Annotated in this window: 23 protein-coding genes; 3 read left to right on the top strand and 20 right to left on the bottom strand. The window is 58.2% G+C overall.

Annotated elements, in window-relative coordinates; all coding sequences use genetic code 11:
• Position 1: 1 nt before the first annotated feature.
• The 11 genes from ACOI7D_RS12210 to cysG all read right to left on the bottom strand — a co-directional run bounded on the left by ACOI7D_RS12210 (position 2) and on the right by cysG (position 8,820).
• Positions 2 to 628, bottom strand: a complete 627-nt coding sequence (locus tag ACOI7D_RS12210) for a protein-L-isoaspartate(D-aspartate) O-methyltransferase (RefSeq protein WP_023290820.1) — start codon at positions 626 to 628, stop codon at positions 2 to 4.
• Positions 622 to 1,383 (bottom strand): 5'/3'-nucleotidase SurE, encoded by a 762-nt coding sequence (gene surE / locus ACOI7D_RS12215; RefSeq protein ID WP_004205600.1) that lies wholly within the window; start codon positions 1,381 to 1,383, stop codon positions 622 to 624. The genes ACOI7D_RS12210 and surE overlap by 7 nt, the downstream gene beginning before the upstream one ends.
• Positions 1,364 to 2,413 (bottom strand): tRNA pseudouridine(13) synthase TruD, encoded by a 1,050-nt coding sequence (truD, locus tag ACOI7D_RS12220; protein WP_032453903.1) that lies wholly within the window; start codon positions 2,411 to 2,413, stop codon positions 1,364 to 1,366. The genes surE and truD overlap by 20 nt, the downstream gene beginning before the upstream one ends.
• On the bottom strand, positions 2,410 to 2,889 hold the full coding sequence (ispF, locus tag ACOI7D_RS12225) for a 2-C-methyl-D-erythritol 2,4-cyclodiphosphate synthase (RefSeq protein ID WP_004181093.1): 480 nt from the start codon (positions 2,887 to 2,889) through the stop codon (positions 2,410 to 2,412). Before ispF ends, truD begins: the two co-directional genes overlap by 4 nt.
• A complete protein-coding gene (ispD, locus tag ACOI7D_RS12230; RefSeq protein WP_017899180.1) occupies positions 2,889 to 3,599 on the bottom strand; it encodes a 2-C-methyl-D-erythritol 4-phosphate cytidylyltransferase in 711 nt (236 codons plus the stop codon). Before ispD ends, ispF begins: the two co-directional genes overlap by 1 nt.
• Before the next feature lie 19 nt (positions 3,600 to 3,618).
• Entirely contained in the window at positions 3,619 to 3,936 is a 318-nt protein-coding gene (gene ftsB / locus ACOI7D_RS12235) for a cell division protein FtsB (protein WP_002915156.1), read from the bottom strand.
• 140 nt (positions 3,937 to 4,076) lie between these two features.
• Positions 4,077 to 4,403, bottom strand: coding sequence for a DUF3561 family protein (locus tag ACOI7D_RS12240; protein ID WP_004205590.1), 327 nt, complete (start codon positions 4,401 to 4,403; stop codon positions 4,077 to 4,079).
• 50 nt (positions 4,404 to 4,453) lie between these two features.
• Positions 4,454 to 5,059 carry an adenylyl-sulfate kinase gene (cysC, locus tag ACOI7D_RS12245; RefSeq protein ID WP_002915158.1) on the bottom strand — a complete coding sequence of 202 codons (606 nt, stop codon included), beginning with the start codon at positions 5,057 to 5,059 and terminating at the stop codon, positions 4,454 to 4,456.
• Entirely contained in the window at positions 5,059 to 6,486 is a 1,428-nt protein-coding gene (cysN, locus tag ACOI7D_RS12250) for a sulfate adenylyltransferase subunit CysN (RefSeq protein WP_023290822.1), read from the bottom strand. Before cysN ends, cysC begins: the two co-directional genes overlap by 1 nt.
• A gap of 9 nt (positions 6,487 to 6,495) precedes the next feature.
• A complete protein-coding gene (cysD, locus tag ACOI7D_RS12255) occupies positions 6,496 to 7,404 on the bottom strand; it encodes a sulfate adenylyltransferase subunit CysD (protein ID WP_048335130.1) in 909 nt (302 codons plus the stop codon).
• Between the two features lie 9 nt (positions 7,405 to 7,413).
• Positions 7,414 to 8,820 carry a siroheme synthase CysG gene (gene cysG / locus ACOI7D_RS12260; protein ID WP_072096587.1) on the bottom strand — a complete coding sequence of 469 codons (1,407 nt, stop codon included), beginning with the start codon at positions 8,818 to 8,820 and terminating at the stop codon, positions 7,414 to 7,416.
• A 246-nt stretch (positions 8,821 to 9,066) separates the two neighbouring features.
• Between cysG and ACOI7D_RS12265 the strand changes: the two genes are divergently transcribed.
• The gene (locus tag ACOI7D_RS12265; protein WP_032453906.1) at positions 9,067 to 10,113 is read left to right on the top strand and encodes an aminopeptidase; all 1,047 of its coding nucleotides are present in this window, start codon (positions 9,067 to 9,069) and stop codon (positions 10,111 to 10,113) included.
• A gap of 68 nt (positions 10,114 to 10,181) precedes the next feature.
• Here the strand turns inward: ACOI7D_RS12265 and cysH are convergent, their stop codons facing one another.
• The 3 genes from cysH to cysJ form a co-directional block, all read right to left on the bottom strand.
• Positions 10,182 to 10,916: a phosphoadenosine phosphosulfate reductase gene (gene cysH / locus ACOI7D_RS12270; protein ID WP_004205586.1), complete on the bottom strand. Its 735-nt coding sequence runs from the start codon at positions 10,914 to 10,916 to the stop codon at positions 10,182 to 10,184.
• A gap of 98 nt (positions 10,917 to 11,014) precedes the next feature.
• Complete coding sequence (gene cysI / locus ACOI7D_RS12275) at positions 11,015 to 12,727, bottom strand: assimilatory sulfite reductase (NADPH) hemoprotein subunit (protein WP_004205585.1); 1,713 nt, start codon at positions 12,725 to 12,727, stop codon at positions 11,015 to 11,017.
• Positions 12,727 to 14,526, bottom strand: coding sequence for an NADPH-dependent assimilatory sulfite reductase flavoprotein subunit (gene cysJ / locus ACOI7D_RS12280; protein ID WP_023290824.1), 1,800 nt, complete (start codon positions 14,524 to 14,526; stop codon positions 12,727 to 12,729). Before cysJ ends, cysI begins: the two co-directional genes overlap by 1 nt.
• 316 nt (positions 14,527 to 14,842) lie before the next feature.
• Between cysJ and queD the strand changes: the two genes are divergently transcribed.
• Positions 14,843 to 15,208 (top strand): 6-carboxytetrahydropterin synthase QueD, encoded by a 366-nt coding sequence (gene queD, locus ACOI7D_RS12285; protein ID WP_004174641.1) that lies wholly within the window; start codon positions 14,843 to 14,845, stop codon positions 15,206 to 15,208.
• A 40-nt stretch (positions 15,209 to 15,248) separates the two neighbouring features.
• Here queD and queE read toward each other — a convergent pair whose 3' ends face one another.
• Positions 15,249 to 15,920, bottom strand: a complete 672-nt coding sequence (gene queE, locus ACOI7D_RS12290; protein WP_023290825.1) for a 7-carboxy-7-deazaguanine synthase QueE — start codon at positions 15,918 to 15,920, stop codon at positions 15,249 to 15,251.
• Positions 15,921 to 16,397: 477 nt separating this feature from the next.
• Between queE and ACOI7D_RS12295 the strand changes: the two genes are divergently transcribed.
• Entirely contained in the window at positions 16,398 to 17,507 is a 1,110-nt protein-coding gene (locus tag ACOI7D_RS12295) for an SDR family oxidoreductase (RefSeq protein ID WP_109547002.1), read from the top strand.
• A gap of 63 nt (positions 17,508 to 17,570) precedes the next feature.
• On the opposite strand, the gene eno is transcribed toward ACOI7D_RS12295, so the two are convergent.
• The 5 genes from eno to rlmD form a co-directional block, all read right to left on the bottom strand.
• Entirely contained in the window at positions 17,571 to 18,869 is a 1,299-nt protein-coding gene (gene eno, locus ACOI7D_RS12300) for a phosphopyruvate hydratase (protein ID WP_002915213.1), read from the bottom strand.
• An 81-nt stretch (positions 18,870 to 18,950) separates the two neighbouring features.
• The gene (pyrG, locus tag ACOI7D_RS12305) at positions 18,951 to 20,588 is read right to left on the bottom strand and encodes a glutamine hydrolyzing CTP synthase (protein ID WP_023290827.1); all 1,638 of its coding nucleotides are present in this window, start codon (positions 20,586 to 20,588) and stop codon (positions 18,951 to 18,953) included.
• Between the two features lie 280 nt (positions 20,589 to 20,868).
• Entirely contained in the window at positions 20,869 to 21,660 is a 792-nt protein-coding gene (gene mazG / locus ACOI7D_RS12310) for a nucleoside triphosphate pyrophosphohydrolase (RefSeq protein WP_032453910.1), read from the bottom strand.
• 111 nt (positions 21,661 to 21,771) lie between these two features.
• Positions 21,772 to 24,009 (bottom strand): GTP diphosphokinase, encoded by a 2,238-nt coding sequence (gene relA / locus ACOI7D_RS12315; protein WP_023290829.1) that lies wholly within the window; start codon positions 24,007 to 24,009, stop codon positions 21,772 to 21,774.
• A gap of 121 nt (positions 24,010 to 24,130) precedes the next feature.
• Positions 24,131 to 25,435, bottom strand: coding sequence for a 23S rRNA (uracil(1939)-C(5))-methyltransferase RlmD (gene rlmD, locus ACOI7D_RS12320; RefSeq protein WP_117140782.1), 1,305 nt, complete (start codon positions 25,433 to 25,435; stop codon positions 24,131 to 24,133).
• Positions 25,436 to 25,480 lie beyond the last annotated feature (45 nt).

The following is a 25,480-nucleotide window of genomic DNA, read 5'->3' on the forward strand; positions in this document are numbered from 1 at the left end:
CTCAGGCCAGCTCCCCTTTCACCAGGGGAACAAAGCGAACGGCCTCGACGGTATCAATGATAAATTCGTTGCCCCGGCGACGGATCCGTTTGAGAAACTGATGCTCCTCGCCGACCGGCAGTACCAGCACGCCGTCGTCATCCAGCTGCGCCAGCAGCGCGGTCGGTATTTCCGGCGGCGCCGCCGTCACAATAATGGCATCAAACGGCGCCCGCGCCTGCCAACCTTGCCACCCATCGCCATGACGGGTTGAAACATTATGTAAATCAAGTTGTTTCAGGCGACGACGCGCCTGCCACTGTAAACTCTTAATTCGCTCTACCGAGCAAACGTGATGCACCAGGTGCGCCAGGATGGCCGTCTGGTAACCGGAACCGGTGCCGATCTCCAGCACCCGCGACTCCGGCGTCAGTGCCAGCAGCTCGGTCATCCGCGCCACCATGTACGGCTGGGAGATGGTTTGCCCCTGGCCAATCGGCAGCGCGGTGTTTTCCCACGCTTTATGTTCAAAGGCTTCATCAACAAATTTTTCGCGCGGGACGCGCGCGATCGCCTCGAGGACACGTTCATCGACGATGCCCTGCGTGCGCAGTTGATTCAACAAACTTTCAACACGTTTACTTACCATTGCCTGTCAACCCCGACACGTTCCAGCCAATCGGTGACCACCTCATGCGCCTGATGGGCGGTTAAATCGACGTGCAATGGCGTAACGGAAACATAGCCTTCATCCACTGCCGCAAAATCGGTGCCCGGCCCGGCGTCGCGCTTATCGCCCGGCGGGCCAATCCAGTAAAGGGTATTGCCGCGCGGATCCTTTTGCGGGATGACCTGGTCGGCAGGATGGCGGTTGCCGCAGCGGGTCACGCGGATACCTTTGATCTGGTCAAGGGGCAGGTCCGGGACATTGACGTTGAGGATCCGCCCGGTGCGCAGCGGTTCACGGCTGAGTCCGCGCAGGAGAGTGCAGGTCACCGCCGCGGCGGTGTCGTAGTGTTGATAGCCATTGAGCGACACGGCCAGCGCGGGGAACCCCAGATGGCGGCCTTCCATCGCCGCCGCCACGGTGCCGGAGTAAATGACGTCATCGCCCAGGTTGGGCCCGGCGTTGATTCCGGAAACGACGATGTCCGGACGCGGGCGCATCAGCGCGTTCACGCCAAGGTAGACGCAGTCCGTCGGCGTCCCCATCTGGACGGCGATATCGCCATTTTCATAGGTAAAGGTGCGCAGTGACGATTCCAGCGTCAGCGAATTCGAAGCCCCGCTGCGGTTACGATCGGGTGCAACCACCTGGACCTCGGCAAACTCCCTTAAGGCCTTCGCCAGGGTCTGTATCCCCGGCGCATGGATCCCGTCATCGTTACTCAGCAATATTCGCATAGTCACCCGTTGTATTGATAAGCTCCCTGACCACGCTGGTGGCGAAGCTGCCCGCCGGCAGCCAGAAACGCAGTTCAACGGTTACATCATCCCACCAGTTCCAGCTCAGCTGCTGCGGATAGAGGAGCATCGCCCGGCGCGCCGCCTCGACTTTCTCCCGCACCAGCAGTGTCTGCAGCAAGGTTTCCTCGGCGATGGCGGCCTGCTCGGCGGCCAGAGCGTCGCGCTGGCTTCCCCAGTCGCCGCTGCCCGGCAGCGCAGCCGTGATCATCAGTTCGCGGTTATGCACCCGCGCCTGCGAAACCTCGAGTTCTTCCGGTGTGACGACAAACCAGCTCCCACGCCCCGCTAATTGTAGCGCATCGCCATCAACAACCTGATTAAATTCCGTTTTTTTTAATCTAATACTGACTTGCTGATTAAACAACGCGCTGCGGGCCGCCGACAACCAAAAACTGCGCTTATTGCGATCGCGCACCGGCGCGCCGCTCTCCGCCCAGCGCAGCGCGCCCTGCAGATTGCTGCCGCCGATGCCAAAGCGCTGAGCGCCGAAATAGTTCGGCACGCCCCGTTCAGCGATGGCCTGCAGACGCGTCTCCACCTCCTGACGATCGCTTACCTCGCGCAGGATCAGGGTAAACTGGTTGCCCTTCAGCGCGCCTAATCGCAGCTTACGCTTATGGCGGGCATATTCCAGTACCTGGCAGCCCTCGAGCTGAAATTTGCTCAGATCCGGCATCTCTTTGCCGGGCACCCGGGCGCACAGCCACTGCTCGGTGACGGCGTGCTTATCTTTTTGCCCGGCGAAGCTCACTTCACGGGCATGAATTTTGAGGAATTTCGCCAGCGCATCGGCGACAAAGCGCGTATTGCAGCCGTTTTTGAGGATCCGCACCAGCACGTGCTCGCCTTCGCCGTCCGGGGCGAAGCCCAGGTCTTCCACCACCAGGAAATCTTCCGGATTGGCTTTCAGCAGCCCGCTGCTCTGCGGCTTGCCGTGCAGCCAGGTCAGTTGGTCAAAGGCGATCATTTGTCGGCCTTACGCAGCAGCGCGACCGCTTCGCAGGCGATCCCTTCCCCGCGGCCGGTGAAGCCCAGCTTCTCGGTGGTGGTCGCTTTCACGTTGACGTCGTCCATATGGCAGCCGAGATCTTCAGCGATAAAAACGCGCATCTGCGGGATATGCGGCAGCATTTTCGGCGCCTGGGCGATAATGGTGACGTCGACGTTGCCGAGCGTATAGCCTTTGGCCTGGATGCGGCGCCACGCTTCGCGCAGCAGTTCGCGGCTGTCGGCGCCTTTAAACGCCGGATCGGTATCCGGGAACAGCTTGCCAATATCGCCGAGCGCCGCGGCGCCCAGCAGCGCATCGGTCAGCGCATGCAGCGCGACGTCGCCGTCGGAGTGGGCCAGCAGCCCTTTTTCATAAGGAATGCGTACCCCGCCAATGATGATTGGGCCTTCACCGCCAAAAGCGTGTACGTCAAAACCATGTCCAATTCGCATTAAGCTTTCTCCTGGTGTCGGGAACGGGTGAGGTAAAATTCCGCCAGCGCCAGATCTTCCGGGCGCGTCACTTTAATATTATCAGCGCGTCCGGCGACCAGCTGCGGATGGAAGCCGCAGTACTCCAGCGCCGAGGCTTCATCGGTGATGGTGGCCCCCTCGTTCAGCGCCCGGGTGAGGCAATCCACCAGCAGCTCGCGAGGGAAAAATTGCGGGGTGAGCGCGTGCCACAGGTCATTACGATCGACGGTATGGGCGACGGCGGTTTTGCCCGGCTCGGCGCGCTTCATGGTGTCGCGCACCGGCGCTGCGAGGATCCCGCCGACGCGGCTGGTTTCACAGAGTGCCAGCAGGCGGCTGAGGTCATCCTGATGCAGGCAGGGGCGCGCGGCGTCATGCACCAGCACCCACTGCGCCTCCGGCAACGCCTGCAGGCCGGCGAGCACCGAATCGGCGCGCTCGGCGCCGCCATCCACGACGGTAATTTGCGGGTGCTGGGCCAGCGGCAGCTGGCTGAAGCGCCGATCGCCGGGGCTGACGGCAATCACCACGCGCTGGACGCGCGGATCCGCCAGCAGCGCGGCGACCGCATGTTCGAGAATCGTTTTGTTACCGATTGAGAGATATTGTTTCGGGCATTCCGTTTGCATGCGGCGGCCGAAACCGGCTGCCGGCACCACGGCGCAAATGCCCGGAAAAGTGGCTGCCATGTTGTAATCCTGGGCCTGGTTATCGATTGTTCTGCTGTTGCCCCGATGCCTGGTTGCGTTTAGACGCATCCGGTACCAGACGATAGAAGGTTTCGCCCGGGCGGGTCATGCTGAGTTCATTGCGCGCACGCTCCTCGATCGCTTCCTGACCGCCGTTGAGGTCGTCAATTTCGGCAAACAGCTGATCGTTGCGTGCTTTTAATTTGGCGTTAGTCGCCTGCTGGGCGGTGACGTCGTCGTTAACCCGCGTGTAGTCATGCAGGCCGTTTTTACCGAACCACAGCGAATACTGTAGCCAGACCAGCAAAGCTAATAATAGCAGCGTTAGTTTACCCATCCTGCCCCCTGAAAAACGGCATCATCATCCCAAAACTCGCCCGGGTACGCTACCGGGGCGCGCGGACGATGCCGCGTAACGCGGGGACTGTACCATATTTTTGCTGCTGATACCCATGCTTGATTCATACCAGAAACGGGTTATCCCAACAGCCAGAGGAAGAGGAGCGCAAACATCAGCCCGACGGTCAGGATGGTCGCGCTGGCGCTATAGAGCAGTTTGCCATTGAGCAGAGAGTGCAGCGCAATACCGACCACCACCGCCACCGGCATCAACGCAAGGAAGAATGGCCAGGTGTAGAGGAGGAAGAAAAGTGTATTACTGCCATAGAGAAGGAAGGGAATACCCAGCGCCAGCAGCCATGAAATAAAGCCCACGGCAGCGCCCGACAAAGACCAGGTGGTCTCGTCGCCGGTCGCCGGAGGCGGTTCTGAACGAATAATACTGAGGTTCTGGGTATTGCGCATATCGAATCCTGTAGACCGGGCAACCGGCACCCCTCGATGCCGCTGCCGTTTCAGGATCTGATAATATCGCTCTGTTGCAGCAGGTCTAATAGTTGGTGCACCAAATTTGTTACCAATTGTTCACCATCCAGATGAATTTCCGCCTTTTCCGGTGCCTCATAGACCGAGTCTATGCCGGTGAAATTGCGTAATTCCCCTGCCCGCGCCTTCTTATACAATCCTTTCGGATCCCGCGCCTCGCAGATGGCCAGCGGGGTATCGACGAACACTTCGATAAAGCGTCCCTCCCCCAGGCGCTCGCGCACCATCTGTCGCTCCGCGCGGTGCGGAGATATAAATGCCGTCAATACAACCAGCCCGGCATCGACCATCAGCCTGGCCACTTCACCGACGCGGCGAATGTTCTCTTTGCGATCCTCATCACTGAATCCCAGGTCGCTGCACAAGCCATGACGTACGTTATCGCCGTCCAGCAGATAGGTGCTGACGCCGCGCTCATGCAAGGCCTCTTCCAGCGCCCCGGCGACAGTGGATTTACCCGACCCCGAAAGGCCGGTAAACCACAGCACCACGCCGCGATGGCCGTGATGCTGTTCCCGCTGCTGCTGGGTCACAGGATGGGCATGCCAGACGACGTTTTCGTCATGCTGGGCCATTATTTGCCTCCCAGCAGGTCGCGGGCGTCCCAGTGCGGGAAGTGTTTGCGGATCAGCTGGTTCAGTTCCAGCTCGAAAGCGCTGTACTGCGATGCCGACGTCGGCGCCTGCAGGTGCGGCTCGTTGACCATCCCGGCGCCGACGGTGACGTTGGTCAGACGATCGATAAAGATAAGCCCGCCGGTCACTGGGTTTTGCTGATAGGGATCCAGCACTAAAGGTTCGTCAAAGGTCAGCTCCACCAGCCCGATGCCGTTCAGCGGCAGAGACTCGACTTCACGCTGGGTCAGGTTGTTAATATCTACCTGGTAACGGATAGCATCCACGCGGGCGCGGGTCTTCTTACCGGCGATTTTGATGTCGTAGCTCTGCCCCGGGGTCAACGCCTGCTCGGCCATCCACACCACGTCGATGCTGGCGCTTTGCACCGCCGGCAGCGTGGCTTGCGCGTCAACCAGCAGGTCGCCGCGGCTGATGTCGATTTCATCTTTCAGCACAATAGTAATGGCTTCCCCGGCGGCGGCTTCCTGCAGATCGCCGTCGAAGGTGACGATACGCGCCACGCTCGACTCGACGCCCGACGGCAGCACCTTCAGACGCTGGCCGACCTGCACGGTACCGGAGGCGACCGTACCGGAGAAGCCGCGGAAATCGAGGTTCGGACGGTTAACATACTGCACCGGGAAGCGCAGCGGTTGGCTCTCCACTACCCGTTGGATCTCCACCGTTTCGAGGACTTCCAGCAGGGTCGGGCCGCTGTACCACGGCATGTTCGCGCTCTGGCTGGCGACATTATCGCCCTCCAGCGCCGACAGCGGCACAAAGCGAATATCGAGGTTGCCCGGCAGCTGCTCGGCAAAAGTCAGGTAAGCTTCACGGATCTCGTTGAAGCGCGCTTCGCTAAACTCGACGAGATCCATTTTGTTGACCGCCACCACCAGGTGTTTAATGCCCAGCAGGGTGGAGATAAAGCTGTGACGGCGGGTCTGGTCGAGCACGCCTTTACGCGCGTCGATCAGCAGGATCGCCAGATCGCAAGTGGACGCGCCGGTAGCCATATTGCGGGTGTACTGCTCGTGCCCCGGGGTGTCGGCGATGATAAATTTGCGTTTTTCCGTCGAGAAGTAGCGATAGGCCACGTCGATGGTGATGCCCTGCTCGCGCTCGGCCTGCAGGCCATCCACCAGCAGCGCCAGGTCCAGTTTTTCACCCTGGGTGCCGTGACGCTTGCTGTCGTTGTGCAGCGAAGAGAGCTGATCTTCATAGATCTGGCGGGTATCGTGCAGCAGACGGCCAATCAGGGTGCTTTTACCGTCATCGACGCTGCCGCAGGTCAGAAAACGCAGCAGGCTCTTGTGCTGTTGCGCGTGCAGATAAGCTTCTACGCCGCCTTCATTGGCAATTTGTTGGGCAATGGTCGTGTTCATGGCGGCTCCTTAGAAATAACCCTGGCGTTTCTTCAGCTCCATCGAGCCGGCCTGGTCGCGATCGATGACGCGCCCCTGACGTTCGCTGGTGGTGGATACCAGCATCTCTTCAATAATTTCCGGCAGCGTCTGCGCTTCAGACTCCACCGCGCCGGTCAGCGGCCAGCAGCCGAGGGTACGGAAACGCACCATCCGTTTTTCAATCACTTCGCCCGGCTGCAGATCGATACGGTCGTCGTCGATCATCATCAGCATGCCGTCGCGCTCCAGCACCGGGCGCTCAGCGGCCAGATACAGCGGCACGATTTCGATGTTTTCCAGATAGATGTACTGCCAGATATCCAGCTCGGTCCAGTTGGAGAGCGGGAAGACGCGGATGCTTTCGCCTTTGTTAATCTGGCCGTTGTAGTTGTGCCACAGCTCCGGACGCTGGTTTTTCGGGTCCCAGCGGTGGAAGCGGTCGCGGAAGGAGTAGATGCGCTCTTTAGCGCGGGATTTCTCCTCATCACGCCGCGCGCCGCCGAATGCGGCGTCAAAGCCGTATTTGTTCAGCGCCTGCTTCAGCCCTTCGGTTTTCATGATATCGGTATGCTTGGCGCTGCCGTGGACGAACGGGTTGATGCCCATCGCCACCCCTTCCGGGTTTTTATGCACCAGCAGCTCGCAGCCATAGGCTTTGGCAGTACGGTCGCGGAACTCATACATCTCACGGAATTTCCAGCCGGTATCGACGTGCAGCAGCGGGAACGGCAGGGTTCCCGGATAAAACGCTTTGCGCGCCAGATGCAGCATTACGCTGGAATCTTTCCCGATGGAGTACATCATCACCGGGTTAGCAAATTCGGCGGCCACCTCACGAATAATATGGATGCTTTCCGCCTCCAGTTGCCGCAGGTGAGTGAGTCGTTTTTGGTCCATAACCGTTCCTTAAGCCAGATTGACCACCGAAGAGTTAAACCCCTCGGCGGATGATGTATGTTGAAACCAGGCGAGCTGCTGATGCAGCTGCACCACTTCGCCGACCACCAGCAGAGCGGGCATCGGGGCGTCTTTCGCCAGGTGTTCGAGTTGTTGCAATGTGCCGGTTATCGTCTGCTGATCGTCACGGGTACCGCGGGAAATCACCGCTACCGGCGTATTGCTGTCGCGACCGTGGGCGATCAGCTGGGCGCTGATTTCCGCCGCCTTCATGGTGCCCATGTAAATGGCCAACGTCTGTTGGCTCTTCGCCAGCAGCGCCCAGTCGAAGGGAGCGCTGTCCGGCTTATAGTGCCCGGTGACAAAGACGGCGCTTTGCGCATAATCGCGATGGGTCAGTGGAATACCGGCGTAGGCCGTCGCGCCGGCGGCGGCAGTGACGCCAGGCACCACCTGGAACGGGATGCCCGCGGCGGCGGCAGCCTGCAGCTCTTCTGCGCCGCGGCCAAAAATAAACGGATCCCCGCCCTTCAGACGCACGACGGTTTTCCCCGCCTTCGCCGCCTCCACCAGCAGCTGATTGGTTTCATGCTGCGGCACCGAGTGCTCGCCGGCGCGCTTACCGACGCAAACCAGCTCGGCATCGCGGCGCACCAGTTCGAGAACCGGCTGGGTCACCAGATGGTCGTGGAAAACCACGTCCGCCTGCTGGATCGCCTGCAGGCCACGCAGGGTCAGCAGCCCGGCATCGCCCGGTCCGGCCCCCACCAGAATAATTTCACCTGTTTCGCGTTCAGGCTTATCCAGCTCATCCTGCAGCGCTTTTTCCGCCTCCGCAGCGTTGCCCGCCACCATCAGGCTGGCGAAGCGGCCGGTAAAGACCCGCTCCCAAAAGCGGCGACGCGCTTCGGTGGTCGTCAGACGGGTTTTCAGATGATTGCGCCAGTAGCTCGCCGATTCCGCCAGACGCCCGAGGTTCGTCGGCAGCAGCGCTTCGATTTTTTCGCGCAGAATACGCGACAGCACCGGCGCTTTCCCGCTGGAGGAGATCGCCACCAGCAGCGGCGAACGGTCGACGATAGAAGGGAAGACAAACGAGCAGAGCGCCTGGTTATCCACTACGTTGACCAACCGGTAGCGCGCGTTAGCCGCCGCAAACACCCGCTGGTTAAGCGCCTCGTCCTCCGTGGCGGCAATCACCAGAAAGACATCATCCACCAGAGCGTCGCTAAATTCCGTCGCCCGCCAGCTAAGCGCCTGGCGCGCCGCCAGATCGGCCAGCGCCGGAGACAGCGTCCCGGCGACCACCTGCACCTGCGCCTGGGCGCGCAGCAGAAACTTGATCTTGCGTTCGGCAATCTCACCGCCGCCGATCACCAGCACGGGCCTTTGTTTCAGTTCGGCAAAAAGGGGCAAGTAATCCACGGGGTAACAACTCTCTTACAATCAGCGATACTGCGACTATAGGGTGCGCCTTAGAGCAAATGAAATTACGAAATGGAATGAGTTGTGACACAAAGGAATAACGCAGTGAAAATCTAAATATCAAAAAGTGCTTAACACGCTATTTTTCCGCTATTTAAGAGCAATTGAAATTGTTTAACCGCGGTCACAGTTTCATACTGTACGCGTCAAATTGTCTCGTTCGTGTAAGGACCCCTTATGTTTTCCGCGTTGTGCCGCCGTCTGCTTCCGCTGGCGCTCGGCACCGGTTTTGTTTTCGCCGCCGCCCCCGCATTCAGCGCGCTGGGCGACACCGCCAGTAGTCAGGCTCGCCATATCGCCACCGTCTTCCCGGGACGAATGACCGGAACGCCCCCGGAAATGCTCTCAGCTGACTATCTGCGTCAGCAGTTCGCCCGGATGGGCTATCAGAGCGACGTGCGGAGCTTCAATACCCGCTACATCTATACCGACAGCAACCAGCGTAAAAACTGGCATAACGTCACCGGCAGTACGGTGATCGCCGCCCATGAAGGCCAGTCTCGCCAGCAAATCATCATCATGGCGCACCTCGATACCTACGCGCCGCAGAGCGATAAAGACGTCGAAAACAACCTCGGCGGCCTGACGCTGCAGGGAATTGACGACAACGCGATGGGGCTCGGGGTGATGCTGGAGCTGGCGGAGCATTTAAAGAACGTCCCCACCCGCTATGGCATTCGCTTTATCGCCACCAGCGGCGAAGAGGAAGGTCGTCTCGGCGCGCAAAACCTGCTGCAGCGGATGAGCGAGGCGGAAAAGAAAAATACCCTGCTGGTGATCAATCTCGATAACCTGGTGGTGGGCGATAAGCTTTACTTCAACAGCGGCCGCCGCACGCCGGCCTCGGTGCGCAAGCTGACCCGCGATCGCGCGCTGGCTATCGCCCGCAGCAAAGGCATCGCCGCCTACACTAATCCGGGACTCAATCCGGCTTACCCGAAAGGCACCAGCTGCTGTAATGACGCCAGCGTCTTCGACAACGCGGGGATCCCGGTGCTGTCGGTCGAAGCGACCAACTGGTCATTAGGCAAGAAAGATGGCTATCAGCAGCGGAGCAAATCGCGCAGCTTCCCGCAGGGAATCAGCTGGCATGACGTTCAGCTGGATAATCAGCAATATATCGACAACGCGCTGCCGGGACGGATCGAGCATCGCGGGCGCGATGTCGTGAAAGTGATGCTGCCGCTGGTGAAAGAGCTGGCGAAGGTGGAGAAGAAAAGCTGACGGGTGCAAATGAACACGCGGTATCACCCGCGTGTTCTCTTTCACACCCTTCCCTCAGGAAGCGCTAATCAACCCTCGTGCAATCCGCACTCGCGTTTAAGTCCGAAGAACCGGGTCTCTTCTTCTGCCATGCCCGGCTCCCATTTGCGGGTGGTGTGGGTATCGCCTACCGACAGATACCCCTGATCCCACAGCGGATGGTATTTCAGCCCATGCTTTTGCAGATACTGATACACCGTCCGGTTATCCCAGTCGATAATCGGCAACACCTTGAACACCCCGCGCTGGACCGCCAGCACCGGAAGCGTCGCCCGACTGCCCGACTGCTCGCGGCGCAGACCGGCAAACCACGTCTGCGCGTTCAGCTCTTTCAGCGCCCGGTTCATCGGTTCAACCTTGTTGATCTCATTGTATTTCTCAATGCCCTCAACGCCCTGCTCCCACAGCTTGCCGTAGCGCGCCTCCTGCCAGGCCGCGCTTTCGGCCGCGCGGTAGACCTTCAGGTTCAGCTTGAGCTTGTCCGTCAGTTCGTCAATAAACTGGTAGGTTTCCGGGAACAGGTAACCGGTATCGGTGAGGATCACCGGAATGTCCGGGCGGATCTGATTCACCAGGTGCAAACTCACCGCTGCCTGAATACCAAAGCTTGACGACAGCACATAGTCTCCCGGCAGGTTTTCCAGCGCCCAGGCCACACGCCCTTCGGCGTCGAGCTTTTCCAGTTGGGCGTTGGTTTCCGCGAGAGCCAGAATGCGTTCCACTTTCGGCAATGCATTAAGCGCGTTTAGATCGAGTACGGACATAAGAACCTCGTTTGCCTGTTTTGCCGGGCGGCACTGCGTTTGCCCGGCCTACGGGTTTTACAGGCCCGGATCGCTACGCGCCACCGGGCACCAGGATGTTACTCCCAGAAATCGCGGGCTGGATCGAGCACCGGGCGAATGATGCCCGCACGCACCGTAAAGTCGCCGAAGCCTTCACCCGCTTCGCGCTCTTTCGCCCAGCGCCCAACCAGTTGGTCTAGCGAGTCGAGAATTTCCGACTCGGTAATGTTCTCACGGTACATCCGCGGGATGCGGGTTCCGCTGCGGTTACCGCCGATGTGCAGGTTATAGCGGCCTGGCGCTTTCCCCACCAGCCCCACTTCCGCCAGCATCGCGCGGCCGCAGCCGTTCGGACAGCCGGTGACGCGGGTGACGATATGCTCATCGCTCACGCCATGCTTGCTCATCACCCCTTCCACCTTGTCGATAAACGACGGCAGGAAACGCTCGGCTTCCGCCATCGCCAGCGGGCAGGTCGGGAAGGAGACGCAGGCCATTGAGTTTTCGCGCTGCGGGGTGACGGCATTCATCAGGCCATGATCCCGCGCCAGCTTCTCGATCCGCGCCTTCTGATCTTCCGGTACGCTGGCGACGATCAGGTTCTGATTGGCGGTGATGCGGAATTCGCCCTGATGGATCTTAGCAATCTCCAGCAGACCGGTTTTCAGCGGGCGCCCCGGATAATCCAGAATGCGGCCGTTTTCAATAAACAGCGTCAGGTGCCATTTATCATCGATCCCCTTCACCCAGCCGATGCGGTCGCCGCGGCCGGTGAATTCGTACGGGCGGATCGGCTCAAACTTAATGCCTGCCCGGCGCTCCACTTCCGCCTTAAAGGTTTCGACGCCAACGCGCTCAAGGGTGTACTTGGTTTTCGCATTCTTACGGTCGGTACGGTTACCCCAGTCGCGCTGGGTAGTCACGACCGCTTCCGCCACCGCCAGAGTATGCTCCAGCGGCAGATAACCGAATTCGCTCGCCGTGCGGGCGTAGGTTTTTTTGTTACCGTGTTCGATAGAAAGACCACCGCCCACCAGCAGGTTAAAGCCCACCAGCTTGCCGTTTTCGGCGATCGCCACGAAGTTCATGTCGTTGGCGTGCAGATCGATATCGTTCTGCGGCGGGATCACCACCGTGGTTTTAAACTTACGCGGCAGATAGGTCTGACCGAGGATCGGCTCTTCGTCAGTGGTGGCGACCTTTTTCTGATCCAGCCAGATCTCGGCATAGGCGCGGGTGCGCGGCAGCAAATGCTCGGAGATCTTTTTCGCCCACTCGTAGGCCTCAGCGTGCAGCTGCGATTCGTACGGGTTGGAGGTGCACAGCACGTTACGGTTCATATCGTTGGCGGTGGCCAGCGCGTCCAGCCCCACCGAGTGCAGCATCTGATGCACCGGCTTGACGTTCTTTTTCAGAATGCCGTGAAACTGGAAAGTCTGCCGGTTGGTCAGGCGAATACTGCCGTAAATGGTGTTCTCGGCGGCAAACTTATCGATCGCCTTCCACTGGGTGGTGGTGATCACCCCGCCCGGCAGACGGCAGCGCAGGAGCATCGCATGACGCGGCTCCAGCTTCTGAGCGGCGCGCTCCGCGCGGATATCGCGATCGTCCTGCTGGTACATACCGTGGAAACGGATCAGCAGGAAGTTATCGCCTTTAAAACCGCCGGTCAGACCGTCGTTTAAATCTTCCGCAATGGTGCCGCGCAGGTAGTTGCTCTCGAGCTTCATACGCTCGGCATCGGTCAGTTTACCTTCGACCACTAAAGGCCCCGGATGTTTTTCGCTCATTAGTAGACATCTCGCTGATAACGGCGCTCAACGCGCAGCTCACTTAAAAATTCGTCCGCCGCTTCGGCGTCCATCGCGCCGTATTCGGCAATCACTTCCAGTAAAGTCTGTTCCACGTCTTTCGCCATACGATTGGCGTCGCCGCAGACATAAATGTGGGCGCCATCATTGATCCAGCGCCACAGCTCGGCCCCCTGCTCACGCAGTTTGTCCTGCACATAGATTTTTTGTTGTTGATCGCGGGACCAAGCCAGATCGATACGGGTCAGCAGACCCTCTTTCACATAGCTCTGCCACTCCACCTGATAGAGGAAATCTTCGGTGAAGTGCGGGTTGCCGAAGAACAGCCAGTTCTTACCTGGCGCCCCGTCCGCTGCGCGCTGCTGCATGAAGGCGCGGAACGGCGCAATACCGGTGCCCGGGCCAATCATGATCACCGGCGTCTCCGGGTTAGCCGGCAGACGGAAGTTGTCGTTGTGCTCGATAAAGACGCGGACTTCGCCATCCTCTTCCACGCGGTCGGCGAGGAAGCTGGAGGCGCCGCCAGCCCGGGCGCGGCCTTCGATGTCATAGCGCACCACGCCCACGGTGACATGCACTTCGCTCTCCACTTCCGCCTGCGAGGAGGCAATAGAGTACAGACGCGGCGTCAGCGGGCGCAGCAGACCGATTAACGCCTCGGCGTCCAGCTGCGCGGGGGAGAAACGGACCATATCGACGATCGGCGTCGCGGCGGCATACTGCTGCAGTTGAGCTTTATCGCCCACCAGCGGCAGCAGCGATTCGCTGCGGGTCAGGGTGGCGTAGTTTTCGACGATAGTCGCGGTGTTAACCGTCAGCTCAAAATGCCACTGCAGGGCTTCCGCCAGCGGCAGGGTTTTGCCCTCGACGGTCACCGGCTCGTCGCCTTTCAGCCACAGCAGCTCCACCAGCTCTTTCACCAGCTGAGGATCGTTTTGATACCAGACGCCCAGGGCGTCGCCCGGCTGATAGCGCAGACCGGAATCACCGAGGTCAATTTCGATATGGCGTACATCTTTTTCTGAATCGCGGCCGGTGATTTTCTGGTTGACCGACAGGGTCGCCGTCAGCGGAGCCTCTTTGGTGTAGGGACTGGTGTGAATGTCGTTCACTGCGCCGCTGGCGGACAGCTGAGCGGGCGCGGCGACCGGCGCACGGGCCTTAAGCACCTCAACGACGCGCGCGCGCCATTCAGCGGCCGCGGCCTGATATTCAACGTCGGCGTCGACGCGATCGAGCAGGCGTTCCGCGCCAAGTTCGGCCAGCTTGCTGTCGAAATCTTTGCCGGACTGGCAGAAGAATTCATAAGAGGTATCGCCGAGGCCAAAGACGGCGAATGCGGTCCCGTCCAGCTTCGGCGCTTTCTTCGAGAACAGGAACTTATGCAATGCGACCGCTTCTTCCGGCGGCTCACCTTCCCCCTGGGTGGAGGTCACGACCACCAGCAGTTTTTCAGCAGCAATTTGTTTGAATTTATAATCGCCTGCATTCACCAGCTTCACGTTCAGCTTCGCCGCCAGCAGATCGTCGCGCAGCGCTTCGGCGACGCGGCGAGCGTTGCCGGTTTGCGAGGCGGAAATCAGCGTGATCGTCGGGACCTCGGCGGCCGGGGCGGGAACGGCGGCTGCCGCGCCGGACTGCTGATTCAGCACGCCCCAGAAATAGCCAGACACCCAGGCGAGCTGAGTGGGCGTGAAGTCAGTGGTGGCCGCCTGAAGGCGCGCCAGTTGCTCCGGGTTGAGCGGCAGCAAGTTGGAAGGTGGGGCCTGTGTCGTCATGCGTCGTTTGTTCCAGTAAGCAAAGCTGTTATTCGCACCCTGTCAGCGCGACAAAAACAGAAGAGAATAGAAGGTTAACGGCGGGCATAGTAACAATTAAATAAGGGATGGAAATAATAAATAACCAAATGGACTAACCTGTTTTAGTTGTAGTTATTAACAACAAAATCGATTAAATAAATATTTGAAATATAACAACTTAATTCACTTAACCCAGATAAATGTGTCGATTTTCTGTTCAGGGCCGTTTTAATTAATGCGAAAAAATGTACTTTCCGGTACCCTACGGCGGTTTTTTTCGTCCTGTTGAGAGTCAATGATGTCCACCACGCTGTTTAAAGATTTCACCTTCGAAGCCGCCCACCACCTGCCGCACGTCCCGGAAGGACACAAATGCGGTCGCCTGCATGGCCACTCCTTTATGGTGCGTCTGGAGATAACCGGTGAAGTCGATCCCCATACCGGGTGGATCATGGATTTTGCCGAGCTGAAGGCCGCCTTCAAGCCGACCTACGATCGCCTGGACCACTATTATCTGAACGATATCCCCGGTCTGGAAAACCCTACCAGCGAAGTGCTGGCCAAATGGATCTGGGATGAGATGAAACCGCGGGTACCGCTGCTGAGCGCGGTGATGGTGAAAGAGACCTGCACTGCCGGCTGCGTCTATCGCGGCGAGTAAGCGAAAAAAAGCCCGGTCAGTACGCTGCCGGGCTTTTTCATCAGGCGATATTCAGATATTTATGCGTCTGCATGGACAGGCGCCAGTTACGGGCGATGCAGGTGTCGATACACAGGCGCGTCGCGTCTTCTTTCTGGCTGATTGGCTGCAGGGCGATGATCCGCGGTTTGTCATCGCTCAGCGTTTCCAGCAGTTCGTCCAGTGCTTCGATGTCGCGGACGCGCCCTACCGGATGTTTGATCTCATCCGCCCGCTGCAGGGCCTGAGACAGCACGTCATACCCGCCGCGCATATTCACCTTCGGCGATACCGTCACCCAGGTATGAGGCGTACAGCGAACTTCGTGAGTGCCGCTGGTTTCAATCTGGCAGCTAAATCCGTTTTGCTCCAGCAGCGAGGTTAACGGCGTTAAATCATGAATGCAGGGCTCACCGCCGGTAATGACCACGTGGCGGGCAGTCCACCCCTGACGACCGATAATCGCCAGCAGATCTTCACTGCTTGCCGGCCCCCACTTATCGCTCTCTTTGGTTTTCGCCAGGATGCTGAACAACGACACTTCCCGATCGGCCAGTTTGTCCCAGGTATGCTTGGTGTCACACCACGCGCATCCTACCGGGCATCCCTGCAGACGAATAAAAATGGCAGGCACGCCGGTGAAGTAACCCTCGCCTTGCAGGGTCTGGAACATCTCGTTAATCGGGTACTGCATAGTCATCTCTGTTTAGGGTGATAAACGTTTATTATCGCAGATTTCACTGTCCAGGTCTTGTCCTGCGCTGCGATCGTTTTTCCTTCACGGCGTCGCTTTCTCTCCCCGGAGGTTATTCATTGTTAATTAAAAGCATGCCTCTGTTTTCGTTTATTTCATTAGTGTGGTAAGGATTAAAATAAACGGCGCGCCATGCCACCGTAAAGAAAGATGTAACAGAAGATGTTTTTCGCGTTATAAACCAGAACATGTAAAACGTCAGCATAAAAACAAAAACACTTTTAAATACAGCATTGTACAAACTGATACATGAAAGAGTGAATTATTTATCTGGTCTGAGAGTCGAATCCAATCCACCGCCGAAAATAAGCTTAAGCTCCCCTTAATAAAGTCCTGTTGCCCGCCATTTTTTATTTAATCGTCGTTTACTTTGTCCCTCCTAGAATCCCGCAGACCAACCATAATGAGATAGCGTTTATGACCACATTATTCATTACCGGCGTCACCGGTTTTCTGGGCGGCGCGGCGTTAGAGAAAATACTCCATCAGGATAGCCAGTTAGATCTGCTGCTGCTGGTGCGTGCCGACAGTCCCGACGCAGGCCTGGAGCGGGTCAAGGAGAACATGCGTAAGTTCAACATCGCCGAGGAGAAACTGGCGATGCTGCGCCCGCAGCAGATCCTGCTGGGCGATCTCGCCTCTCCGGAGCATTTTCTTAACGACCCGCGGCTTGAGCAAGTCACCCATGTCCTCAACTGCGCCGCTGTCGCCTCGTTTGGCAGCAACCCGCTTATCTGGAAGGTTAACGTTGCGGGTACGCTGCGTCTGGCGCAACGGATGGCGCAGGTGGCGGGTCTGCAGCGTTTTCTGCACGTCGGCACCGCAATGTCCTGCTCACCGGAGCCAGATTCGCTGGTCGCCGAGAGCGCGGAGTTTCGGCAGCACGCCGAGCATCTGGTGGAATATACCCACTCGAAATCGGCCATCGAGCAACTGATGCAGCAGCACTGCCCTACGCTACCGCTGGTCATTGCCCGCCCTTCTATTGTGGTGGGCCATACCCATCATGGCTGCCGGCCTTCCAGCAGTATTTTCTGGGTGTTCAGCATGGGGCTGATGCTGCAGAAATTTATGTGCGCGATGGAGGATCGGATCGATGTTATTCCGGTGGACTACTGCGCCGATGCCCTGCTGATGCTGCTTAACCAGCCGCTGGCCCGCGGCGAGGTGGTGCATATCTCTGCCGGCGAGGAGAACAGCGTGAAGTTTGCCGAAATCGACCGGGCGATGGCCCTGGCGCTGGAGCAGGTGCCGGTGGGAGACAAGTACGCCCAGGTGAGCTATGAAACGCTGGTCAAAATGCGTCGCGAACTGAAAGGAATTTTTGGGCCGTGCAATGAGCGACTGATGCTGAAAGCGATGCGCTTATATGGCGCGTTCGCCACGCTGAACGTGCGCTTTAGCAACGACAAGCTGCTGAGCATGGGGATGCCAAAACCGCCGCGCTTTACCGATTACATCGACCGCTGCGTGGAAACCACTCGCGGGCTGTCGATCCCTCAGCAAATGGCCGTCGACTTTAAATAATGGCCGCAGGCATAAAAAAAATGCCAGCCCGAAGGCTGGCATGCTTATTTCACAAAGACAGGATTAAGCCTGGCCTTTGATCTCTTTACGACCGTTGAACGGCGCTTGCTCACCCAGCGCTTCTTCGATACGAATCAGCTGGTTGTATTTAGCAACGCGGTCAGAACGGCTCATAGAACCGGTTTTGATCTGGCCTGCAGCGGTACCCACAGCCAGGTCGGCAATGGTCGCGTCTTCAGTTTCGCCAGAACGGTGAGAGATGACAGCGGTGTAGCCAGCGTCTTTCGCCATCTTGATAGCCGCCAGAGTTTCGGTCAGAGAACCGATCTGGTTGAATTTGATCAGGATGGAGTTAGCGATGCCTTTTTCGATGCCTTCTTTCAGGATCTTGGTGTTGGTTACGAACAGGTCGTCACCAACCAGCTGGATTTTGTCGCCCAGTACTTTGGTCTGGTAAGCGAAACCTTCCCAGTCAGATTCGTCCAGGCCATCTTCGATGGAGACGATCGGGTACTGTTTGGTCAGCTCTTCCAGGAAGTGAGTGAACTCTTCAGAGGTGAACGCTTTGTTGCCTTCGCCGGCCAGAACGTATTTACCGTCTTTGTAGAATTCAGACGCTGCGCAGTCCATCGCCAGGGTGATGTCTTTGCCCAGCTCGTAGCCTGCAGCTTTAACCGCTTCAGCGATAACAGCCAGCGCTTCGGCGTTGGAACCCAGGTTCGGCGCGTAGCCGCCTTCGTCACCAACGGCAGTGTTCATGCCTTTGGACTTCAGCACTTTCGCCAGGTGATGGAACACTTCAGAACCCATGCGTACTGCTTCTTTCAGGGTCGGCGCGCCAACCGGCTGAATCATGAATTCCTGGATGTCGACGTTGTTGTCAGCGTGCTCACCGCCGTTGATGATGTTCATCATCGGAACCGGCATGGAGTATTTGCCCGGAGTGCCGTTCAGTTCAGCGATGTGCGCGTACAGCGGCAGGCCTTTGGAGGCAGCTGCTGCTTTGGCGTTCGCCAGAGAAACGGCCAGGATTGCGTTCGCACCGAAGTTAGATTTGTTTTCAGTACCGTCCAGGTCGATCATGATCTTATCGATGCCAGCCTGATCTTTGGCATCTTTGCCCAGGATTGCCTGAGCGATCGGGCCGTTTACCGCAGCAACAGCTTTGGTTACGCCTTTACCCAGGAAACGGGATTTGTCGCCATCGCGCAGTTCCAGCGCTTCGCGGGAACCAGTAGAAGCACCTGACGGAGCAGCTGCCATACCGACGAAACCACCTTCCAGGTGTACTTCGGCTTCAACAGTCGGGTTACCACGGGAGTCGATGATTTCACGACCGATGACTTTAACGATTTTGGACATTAGGTTTTCCTCAGTACAAGTTAAACTAAAACTCCAGACAAACAATGCACCCGGATGGGTGCATTGCCGTTCTAACTCTTTTTACTTCGCCTGGCGTTTCTGGTACTCGCTGGCGGCTTTCACAAAGCCGGCAAACAGCGGGTGTCCATCACGCGGCGTCGAAGTAAACTCCGGGTGGAACTGGCAGGCCACAAACCACGGATGGTTCGGCACTTCGATGATCTCGACCAACTGATCATCCCCGGAACGGCCCGCAACGCGCAGACCGGCAGCTTCAATCGGTTTCAACAACATGTTGTTGACTTCGTAGCGGTGACGATGGCGCTCGGTGATGGTCGGCTCGCCGTACAGCTGGCGTACCAGAGAATCATCATCCAGCTGGCACTGCTGTGCGCCCAGGCGCATAGTGCCGCCCAGATCGCTCTTCTCGGAGCGGACTTCGACGTTGCCATCTTCGTCACGCCATTCGGTAATCAGGGCCACAACCGGGTATTTACAGTCTGGCACAAATTCCGTCGAGTTGGCGTTTTCCATACCCGCTACGTTGCGCGCGAACTCAATCAGCGCAACCTGCATACCCAGGCAAATGCCCAGATAAGGAATATTGTTCTCACGCGCATAGCGCGCGGTGGCGATCTTACCTTCCACACCGCGGTAGCCGAAGCCGCCCGGGATAAGGATAGCATCTAAATCCTTGAGGATTTCGACGCCGCGCGTTTCCACATCCTGCGAATCGATCAGCTTGATGTTGACGGTGACGCGGTTTTTCAGACCACCGTGTTTCAGCGCTTCAATCACCGACTTGTAGGCATCCGGCAGTTCAATGTACTTACCGACCATACCGATGGTGACTTCGCCTGCCGGATTGGCTTCTTCATAGATTACCTGTTCCCATTCGGCCAGGTTTGCTTCCGGACAAGTTAAGCTGAATCGTTTACAAATATAATCGTCCAGCCCCTGAGATTTCAACAGGCCTGGAATTTTATAAATGGAATCGACGTCTTTCAGAGAAATAACAGCCTTTTCCGGAACGTTACAGAACAAAGCAATTTTCGCCCGTTCGTTAGCCGGAACAGCGCGATCGGAGCGGCAGATCAGGATGTCAGGCTGAATACCGATGGAGAGCAGCTCTTTCACGGAGTGCTGAGTCGGTTTGGTTTTGACTTCGCCCGCGGCGGCCATGTACGGCACCAGAGTCAGGTGCATAAACAGGGTATGCTCGCGGCCAATCTCTACCGCCATCTGACGAATGGCTTCGAGGAACGGCAAGGATTCGATATCGCCGACGGTACCGCCAATCTCCACCAGCACCACGTCATGGCCTTCGCCGCCCGCCAGCACACGCTCTTTGATAGCGTTGGTGATGTGCGGAATAACCTGAACGGTCGCGCCCAGGTAGTCGCCACGGCGCTCTTTGCGCAGCACGTCAGAGTAAATACGGCCGGTGGTGAAGTTGTTGCGGCGAGTCATCTTGGTACGGATGAAACGCTCGTAGTGGCCCAGGTCCAGATCGGTTTCTGCGCCGTCTTCAGTAACGAACACTTCCCCATGCTGGATTGGGCTCATGGTGCCCGGATCGACGTTGATATACGGATCCAGTTTCATGATGGTCACGTTGAGACCACGGGCTTCAAGAATGGCTGCCAGGGAGGCTGCGGCAATGCCTTTACCCAGAGAGGATACGACCCCGCCGGTCACAAAAATATAGTTCGTTGTCATGCTGAACCTGAGAAGTTAGGGTAAAACGATGGAATAACCAGGACGGGAAAGTAGTATACCCGAACATGCGTGACGCCACAAACTTTCATTCTTCCCCTCCCCTTCGTTCTTCAAGTTGCACCTGTGTTGCGACCCGAACAACTCGAAGAGGCAGGCTACATGGTGTTTCAACGACATAACGGAAAGAGAAAATAGACGCTTTTGGCGAAATGTTTTTGACGTAAATCAAGCGCTTGTTATTTATAAAATCACACAAATCGCGCTTGATCACGAAAACTCGTTAGAGATCAGTTTCCTGGCGTTTTACCTGTTGCCATACTTCTTCCATGGTATCGAGGTCGACGCCGGTCATTTCCAGGCCGCGGGCAGCGACAATGCGCTCGACTTCGCGGAAGCGGCGCTCGAATTTGAGGTTCGCCTTCTGCAGCGCCACCTCGGCTTTGACCCCTAAATGGCGGGATAAATTCACCGTGGCGAACAGCAGATCGCCCACTTCCTCTTCCAGTTTCGCTTCATCCACCACCGCCTGCTGCGCTTCATGCATCACTTCATCAATTTCTTCATGCACCTTGTCGAGCACCGGGCCCAGCGAGGTCCAGTCAAAACCGACCGCCGAGCAGCGACGCTGGATTTTATGCGCCCGCATCAGCGCCGGCAGGCTATGCGGAATGTCGTCCAGCGCTGAGTGCTGGGCTTTTTCCGCCCGCTCCGCGCTTTTGATCTGCTCCCAGCGGGCCAGGACTTCGCTGCTGTTTCCCGCAGTGGCATCAGCGAAGATATGGGGATGGCGGCGCTCCAGCTTGTCGCTGATGGCGGCGCAGATATCGTCAAAGTTAAAACGTCCCTCTTCCTGCGCCATCTGCGCATAGAACACCACCTGGAACAGCAGATCGCCCAGCTCACCGCGCAGGTCGTCAAAATCCTCTCGCGAAATGGCGTCCAGCACTTCATAGGTTTCTTCGAGGGTATAGGGGGCGATGGTGGCAAAGGTCTGCTCTTTATCCCACGGGCAGCCGTTTTCCGGGTCGCGCAGGCGGCGCATGATGCCGAGCAAGCGGTCGATTTGGGTCATGTGACAATCCTGGAAATGTAAAAAATAGTCGGCCGGATAAGGCGTTTCGACCTTATCCGACGTGGCGAAATTGCCGGATGGCGGCTTCGCCTTATCCGGCCTGGAGACGAATTAACCGCCGTGCAGACGGCGCGCGTCAATGACATCGGGCACCTGGTTCAGCTTACCGAGCACCCGGCCCAGCACCTGCAGGTTGTAAATCTCGATGGTCATATCGATGGTGGCCAGCTGCTGACGGGTATCGCTGCGGCTGGCAACGCCCAGCACGTTCACCTTCTCATTGGCGAGGATGGTGGTGATATCGCGCAGTAACCCGCTGCGATCGTTCGCCTCCACCCTGACCACCAGCGAATATCCGGCCGAGTAGCTTTCGCCCCATACCGCATCGACGATGCGCTCCGGGGCATGCGACTGCAGTTCAGCGAGCTGATCGCAGTCGGCGCGATGCACAGAAATCCCGCGCCCCTGGGTGATAAAGCCGACGATCTCATCGCCCGGGATCGGCTGGCAACAGCGGGCAATATGGTGCATCAGATTGCCAACCCCTTCCACCACCACCCGGCCATTGTCCTTGGTACGGTTCTGCGGAGCATAGGTTTTCTGCTGCAACTGCTTCAGCGCTGCCGCATCCTGCTCGGCGGCGCTCGGTTTATTGAACTGCGCCTGCAGGAAGTTAACCATCTGGTTGAGACGGATATCGCCGCCGCCGATGGCCGCCAGCAGTTCATCGAGCTCGTTGAAGTTGTAGCGCGGCAGCAGGTGCTTTTCCGCATCCTTCAGGCTGATGCCCAGATGCTCCAGCTCGTCGTCAAGGATCTGTCGGCCGGCAAGAATGTTCTTGTCACGGTCCTGCTTACGGAACCAGGCGTGAATTTTGGAGCGTCCGCGGCTGGTGGTGACATAGCCGAGGTTAGGGTTGAGCCAGTCGCGGCTCGGGTTCGGCTGCTTCTGGGTAATGATTTCGATCTGATCGCCCATCTGCAGCTGATAGGTAAACGGCACGATGCGGCCGCCAATTTTGGCGCCGATGCAGCGATGACCGACGTCGCTGTGGATATGGTAGGCAAAATCGAGCGGCGTCGACCCCGCCGGCAGGTCCACCACGTCGCCTTTCGGCGTAAAGACATACACCCGGTCGTCAAAGACCTGGCTGCGCACTTCGTCGAGCATTTCGCCAGAGTCGGCCATCTCTTCCTGCCAGGCAATCAGCTTGCGCAGCCAGGCGATACGGTCCTCATAGCCGCGGCCGCCGCTGGTCCCCGCTCCCGCTCCCTCTTTGTACTTCCAGTGCGCGGCCACGCCCAGCTCGGCGTCTTCATGCATCTGCCGGGTGCGGATTTGAATCTCCACGGTCTTGCCGCTCGGCCCCAGCACCACGGTATGGATAGACTGGTAGCCGTTGGGTTTCGGGTTGGCCACGTAGTCATCGAACTCATCCGGCAGGTGACGGTAGTGGGTATGAACGATCCCCAGCGCGGCATAACAATCCTGCAACCGCTCGGCCACGATGCGCACCGCGCGTACGTCAAACAGCTCGTCAAAGGCGAGGTGTTTTTTCTGCATTTTGCGCCAGATGCTGTAGATATGCTTCGGCCGACCATAGACCTCGGCCTTGACCCCTTCGGCTTTCATTTCTGCCCGCAGGTGGCCGACGAACTCGTCGATATAATGCTCGCGGTCGATACGGCGTTCGTGGAGCAGTTTGGCAATGCGCTTGTACTCTGCCGGGTGCAGGTAGCGGAAGCAGTAATCTTCCAGCTCCCACTTCAGCTGGCCGATACCTAAGCGGTTAGCCAGGGGAGCATAGATATTGGTGCACTCTTTCGCCGCCAGCACCCGCTCATCTTCCGGCGCGTCCTTGACCTCGCGCAGATGCGCGATACGTTCGGCAAGCTTGATAACCACGCAGCGGAAATCGTCAACCATCGCCAGCAGCATGCGGCGAATGTTATCCACCTGCTCGGAAGATACCGAGTCGGTATGAGTGGCTTTCAGCTGACGGATGGCGGCCATGTCCCGTACCCCGTGAATCAGGGTCACGACCGATTTACCCACGCTCTCCTGCATGACCTCTTCGCTGACGACTTCGCCGTCGGCCAGCGGGAACAACAGCGCCGCGCGCAGGGTATCGATATCCATACTCAGGGTGGAGAGGATCTCCACCATTTCGACGCCCCGCCACAGCAGCAGGTCCGCCAGCGGGTGTCCTTGCGTTTTTTCGCGACAATAATCCCAGGTTTCGGCTAAGCGCTCACACGACTGCTGGCTGGAAATCCCCAGACTCGCGATCCATTTCTTCGGGTCAAATTCACCAGCTTTATTAAGATGTGCACTTCTTACCGCAACCATTGTCCTCTCCTTAAGGGACCGGCCTGCCGAAGTCGGCAAGCCTCAACTTTCTACATGTCATCCTGCAGGTCGCGTCAGCATTGATGGCCGGGGCGGCTCTTCTGCGACGTTGTGAATGACCTTATGTAAGCCTGCGCTCAAACAACACCATTGATTCCAGATGACCGGTATGCGGGAACATATCCAGCATCGCCAGGCGTTGAATCTGATATCCAGCCTGCAACAGGGTTTCGCTGTCTCGCGCCAGCGTCGCCGGGTTGCAGGAAACATACACCACCCGCCGCGGCGCCAGTTTTATAATATGCGGCATCACGCCCGGCGCGCCGGCGCGGGCCGGGTCCAGCAGCACTTTATCAAAGCCATGCTTCGCCCAGGCCTGGCGGGTGACATCCTCTTCCAGATTTTCATGGAAGAAGGTGACATTTGATAAACTATTGAGGGCGGCGTTTTCCCGCCCCTTCTCCACCAGCGCCGGCACCCCTTCCACCCCAACCACGTGGGCGGCGCGAGTCGCCAGCGGCAGGGTAAAATTTCCCATCCCGCAGAACAGATCCAGCACCCGGTCCTCCGGCTGCAGATCCAGCCACGCCAGCGCGGTACGCACCATCTGCTGATTCACGCCGTCGTTGACCTGGATAAAATCCCGCGGACTGAACACTAAGCGTAGTCCGTCTGAGGTATACCATGGCGCTTCGCCGTGAATATGTTCCAGTATCTCGCTTTGCGGCGCGAGGTACAGGGAAAGACCGTGAGTTTGCGAAAAACGTTCCAGTTTTTCCCTGTCAGCCGCCGGCAGCGCAGCGGTATGGCGCAGCACCATCAGTGGGCCGTTGTCCGCCAGCACCAGCTCGACGTGGCCAAGATGGCGTAATGCGCTCAGCGCGCTTAAGCACTCGCGCACGGCGGGCAGCAGCGCCTCAAGTTGGGGCGCCAAAACAGGGCACTGCACCACATCGACGATCGCTTTATCGCTGGCCTGACGAAAACCCATCTGCAATTGTTGGGTCTTTGGCTGATAATTCAAGCTTAAGCGCGCGCGCCGGCGATAGCCCCACGGCTCGCCGGCGATGATCTCATCCACCTCGCGCTTCATCAGGCGCGCCAGCGCGGCGCGTTTACTTTGCTGCTGAAGCGTGATGCTGGCATGCTGCTGTTGGCAGCCGCCGCAAACGCCAAAATGGGGGCAGCGCGGCGCCTGGCGCTGCGGGCTGTCGGTCAGACGGCGTTTCACCTGGGCGCGGGCGTACTGCTTTTTGTCTTCCACCAGCATCACCTCAGCCTGCTCCTGCGGCAGCACGCCGCCGATGAACAGCGCTTTCCCCTGGTGGCGGGCCACGCCCTGGCCAAAGGGATCGAGGTCGTTGACTGTAACGGTTATGATCTGGCGCGTCGTCACACGCCGTTTTGCAGAGTAGAATTGCGCCATCGTAGAGAGTTGTCTCAATCAAATAAAACGAGCTCGTTCAGAGCG

Source organism: Klebsiella sp. C360 (assembly GCF_048822415.1).
GTDB classification, from domain to species: Bacteria; Pseudomonadota; Gammaproteobacteria; order Enterobacterales; family Enterobacteriaceae; genus Klebsiella; species Klebsiella quasipneumoniae.

Excerpts from the sequence above, each read along its gene's own strand:
- relA (WP_023290829.1), bottom strand. The coding sequence starts at position 24,009 with ATGGTTGCGGTAAGAAGTGCACATCTTAATAAAGCTGGTGAATTTGAC.
- cysH (WP_004205586.1), bottom strand. The coding sequence starts at position 10,916 with ATGTCCGTACTCGATCTAAACGCGCTTAATGCATTGCCGAAAGTGGAA.
- rlmD (WP_117140782.1), bottom strand. The coding sequence starts at position 25,435 with ATGGCGCAATTCTACTCTGCAAAACGGCGTGTGACGACGCGCCAGATC.
- cysN (WP_023290822.1), bottom strand. The coding sequence starts at position 6,486 with ATGAACACGACCATTGCCCAACAAATTGCCAATGAAGGCGGCGTAGAA.
- mazG (WP_032453910.1), bottom strand. The coding sequence starts at position 21,660 with ATGACCCAAATCGACCGCTTGCTCGGCATCATGCGCCGCCTGCGCGAC.
- ispF (WP_004181093.1), bottom strand. The coding sequence starts at position 2,889 with ATGCGAATTGGACATGGTTTTGACGTACACGCTTTTGGCGGTGAAGGC.
- queE (WP_023290825.1), bottom strand. The coding sequence starts at position 15,920 with ATGCAGTACCCGATTAACGAGATGTTCCAGACCCTGCAAGGCGAGGGT.
- queD (WP_004174641.1), top strand. The coding sequence starts at position 14,843 with ATGATGTCCACCACGCTGTTTAAAGATTTCACCTTCGAAGCCGCCCAC.
- surE (WP_004205600.1), bottom strand. The coding sequence starts at position 1,383 with ATGCGAATATTGCTGAGTAACGATGACGGGATCCATGCGCCGGGGATA.
- ftsB (WP_002915156.1), bottom strand. The coding sequence starts at position 3,936 with ATGGGTAAACTAACGCTGCTATTATTAGCTTTGCTGGTCTGGCTACAG.
- cysJ (WP_023290824.1), bottom strand. The coding sequence starts at position 14,526 with ATGACGACACAGGCCCCACCTTCCAACTTGCTGCCGCTCAACCCGGAG.
- ACOI7D_RS12240 (WP_004205590.1), bottom strand. The coding sequence starts at position 4,403 with ATGCGCAATACCCAGAACCTCAGTATTATTCGTTCAGAACCGCCTCCG.
- cysI (WP_004205585.1), bottom strand. The coding sequence starts at position 12,727 with ATGAGCGAAAAACATCCGGGGCCTTTAGTGGTCGAAGGTAAACTGACC.
- cysC (WP_002915158.1), bottom strand. The coding sequence starts at position 5,059 with ATGGCCCAGCATGACGAAAACGTCGTCTGGCATGCCCATCCTGTGACC.
- ACOI7D_RS12265 (WP_032453906.1), top strand. The coding sequence starts at position 9,067 with ATGTTTTCCGCGTTGTGCCGCCGTCTGCTTCCGCTGGCGCTCGGCACC.
- ACOI7D_RS12295 (WP_109547002.1), top strand. The coding sequence starts at position 16,398 with ATGACCACATTATTCATTACCGGCGTCACCGGTTTTCTGGGCGGCGCG.
- ispD (WP_017899180.1), bottom strand. The coding sequence starts at position 3,599 with ATGGCAGCCACTTTTCCGGGCATTTGCGCCGTGGTGCCGGCAGCCGGT.
- truD (WP_032453903.1), bottom strand. The coding sequence starts at position 2,413 with ATGATCGCCTTTGACCAACTGACCTGGCTGCACGGCAAGCCGCAGAGC.
- cysD (WP_048335130.1), bottom strand. The coding sequence starts at position 7,404 with ATGGACCAAAAACGACTCACTCACCTGCGGCAACTGGAGGCGGAAAGC.
- ACOI7D_RS12210 (WP_023290820.1), bottom strand. The coding sequence starts at position 628 with ATGGTAAGTAAACGTGTTGAAAGTTTGTTGAATCAACTGCGCACGCAG.
- pyrG (WP_023290827.1), bottom strand. The coding sequence starts at position 20,588 with ATGACAACGAACTATATTTTTGTGACCGGCGGGGTCGTATCCTCTCTG.
- eno (WP_002915213.1), bottom strand. The coding sequence starts at position 18,869 with ATGTCCAAAATCGTTAAAGTCATCGGTCGTGAAATCATCGACTCCCGT.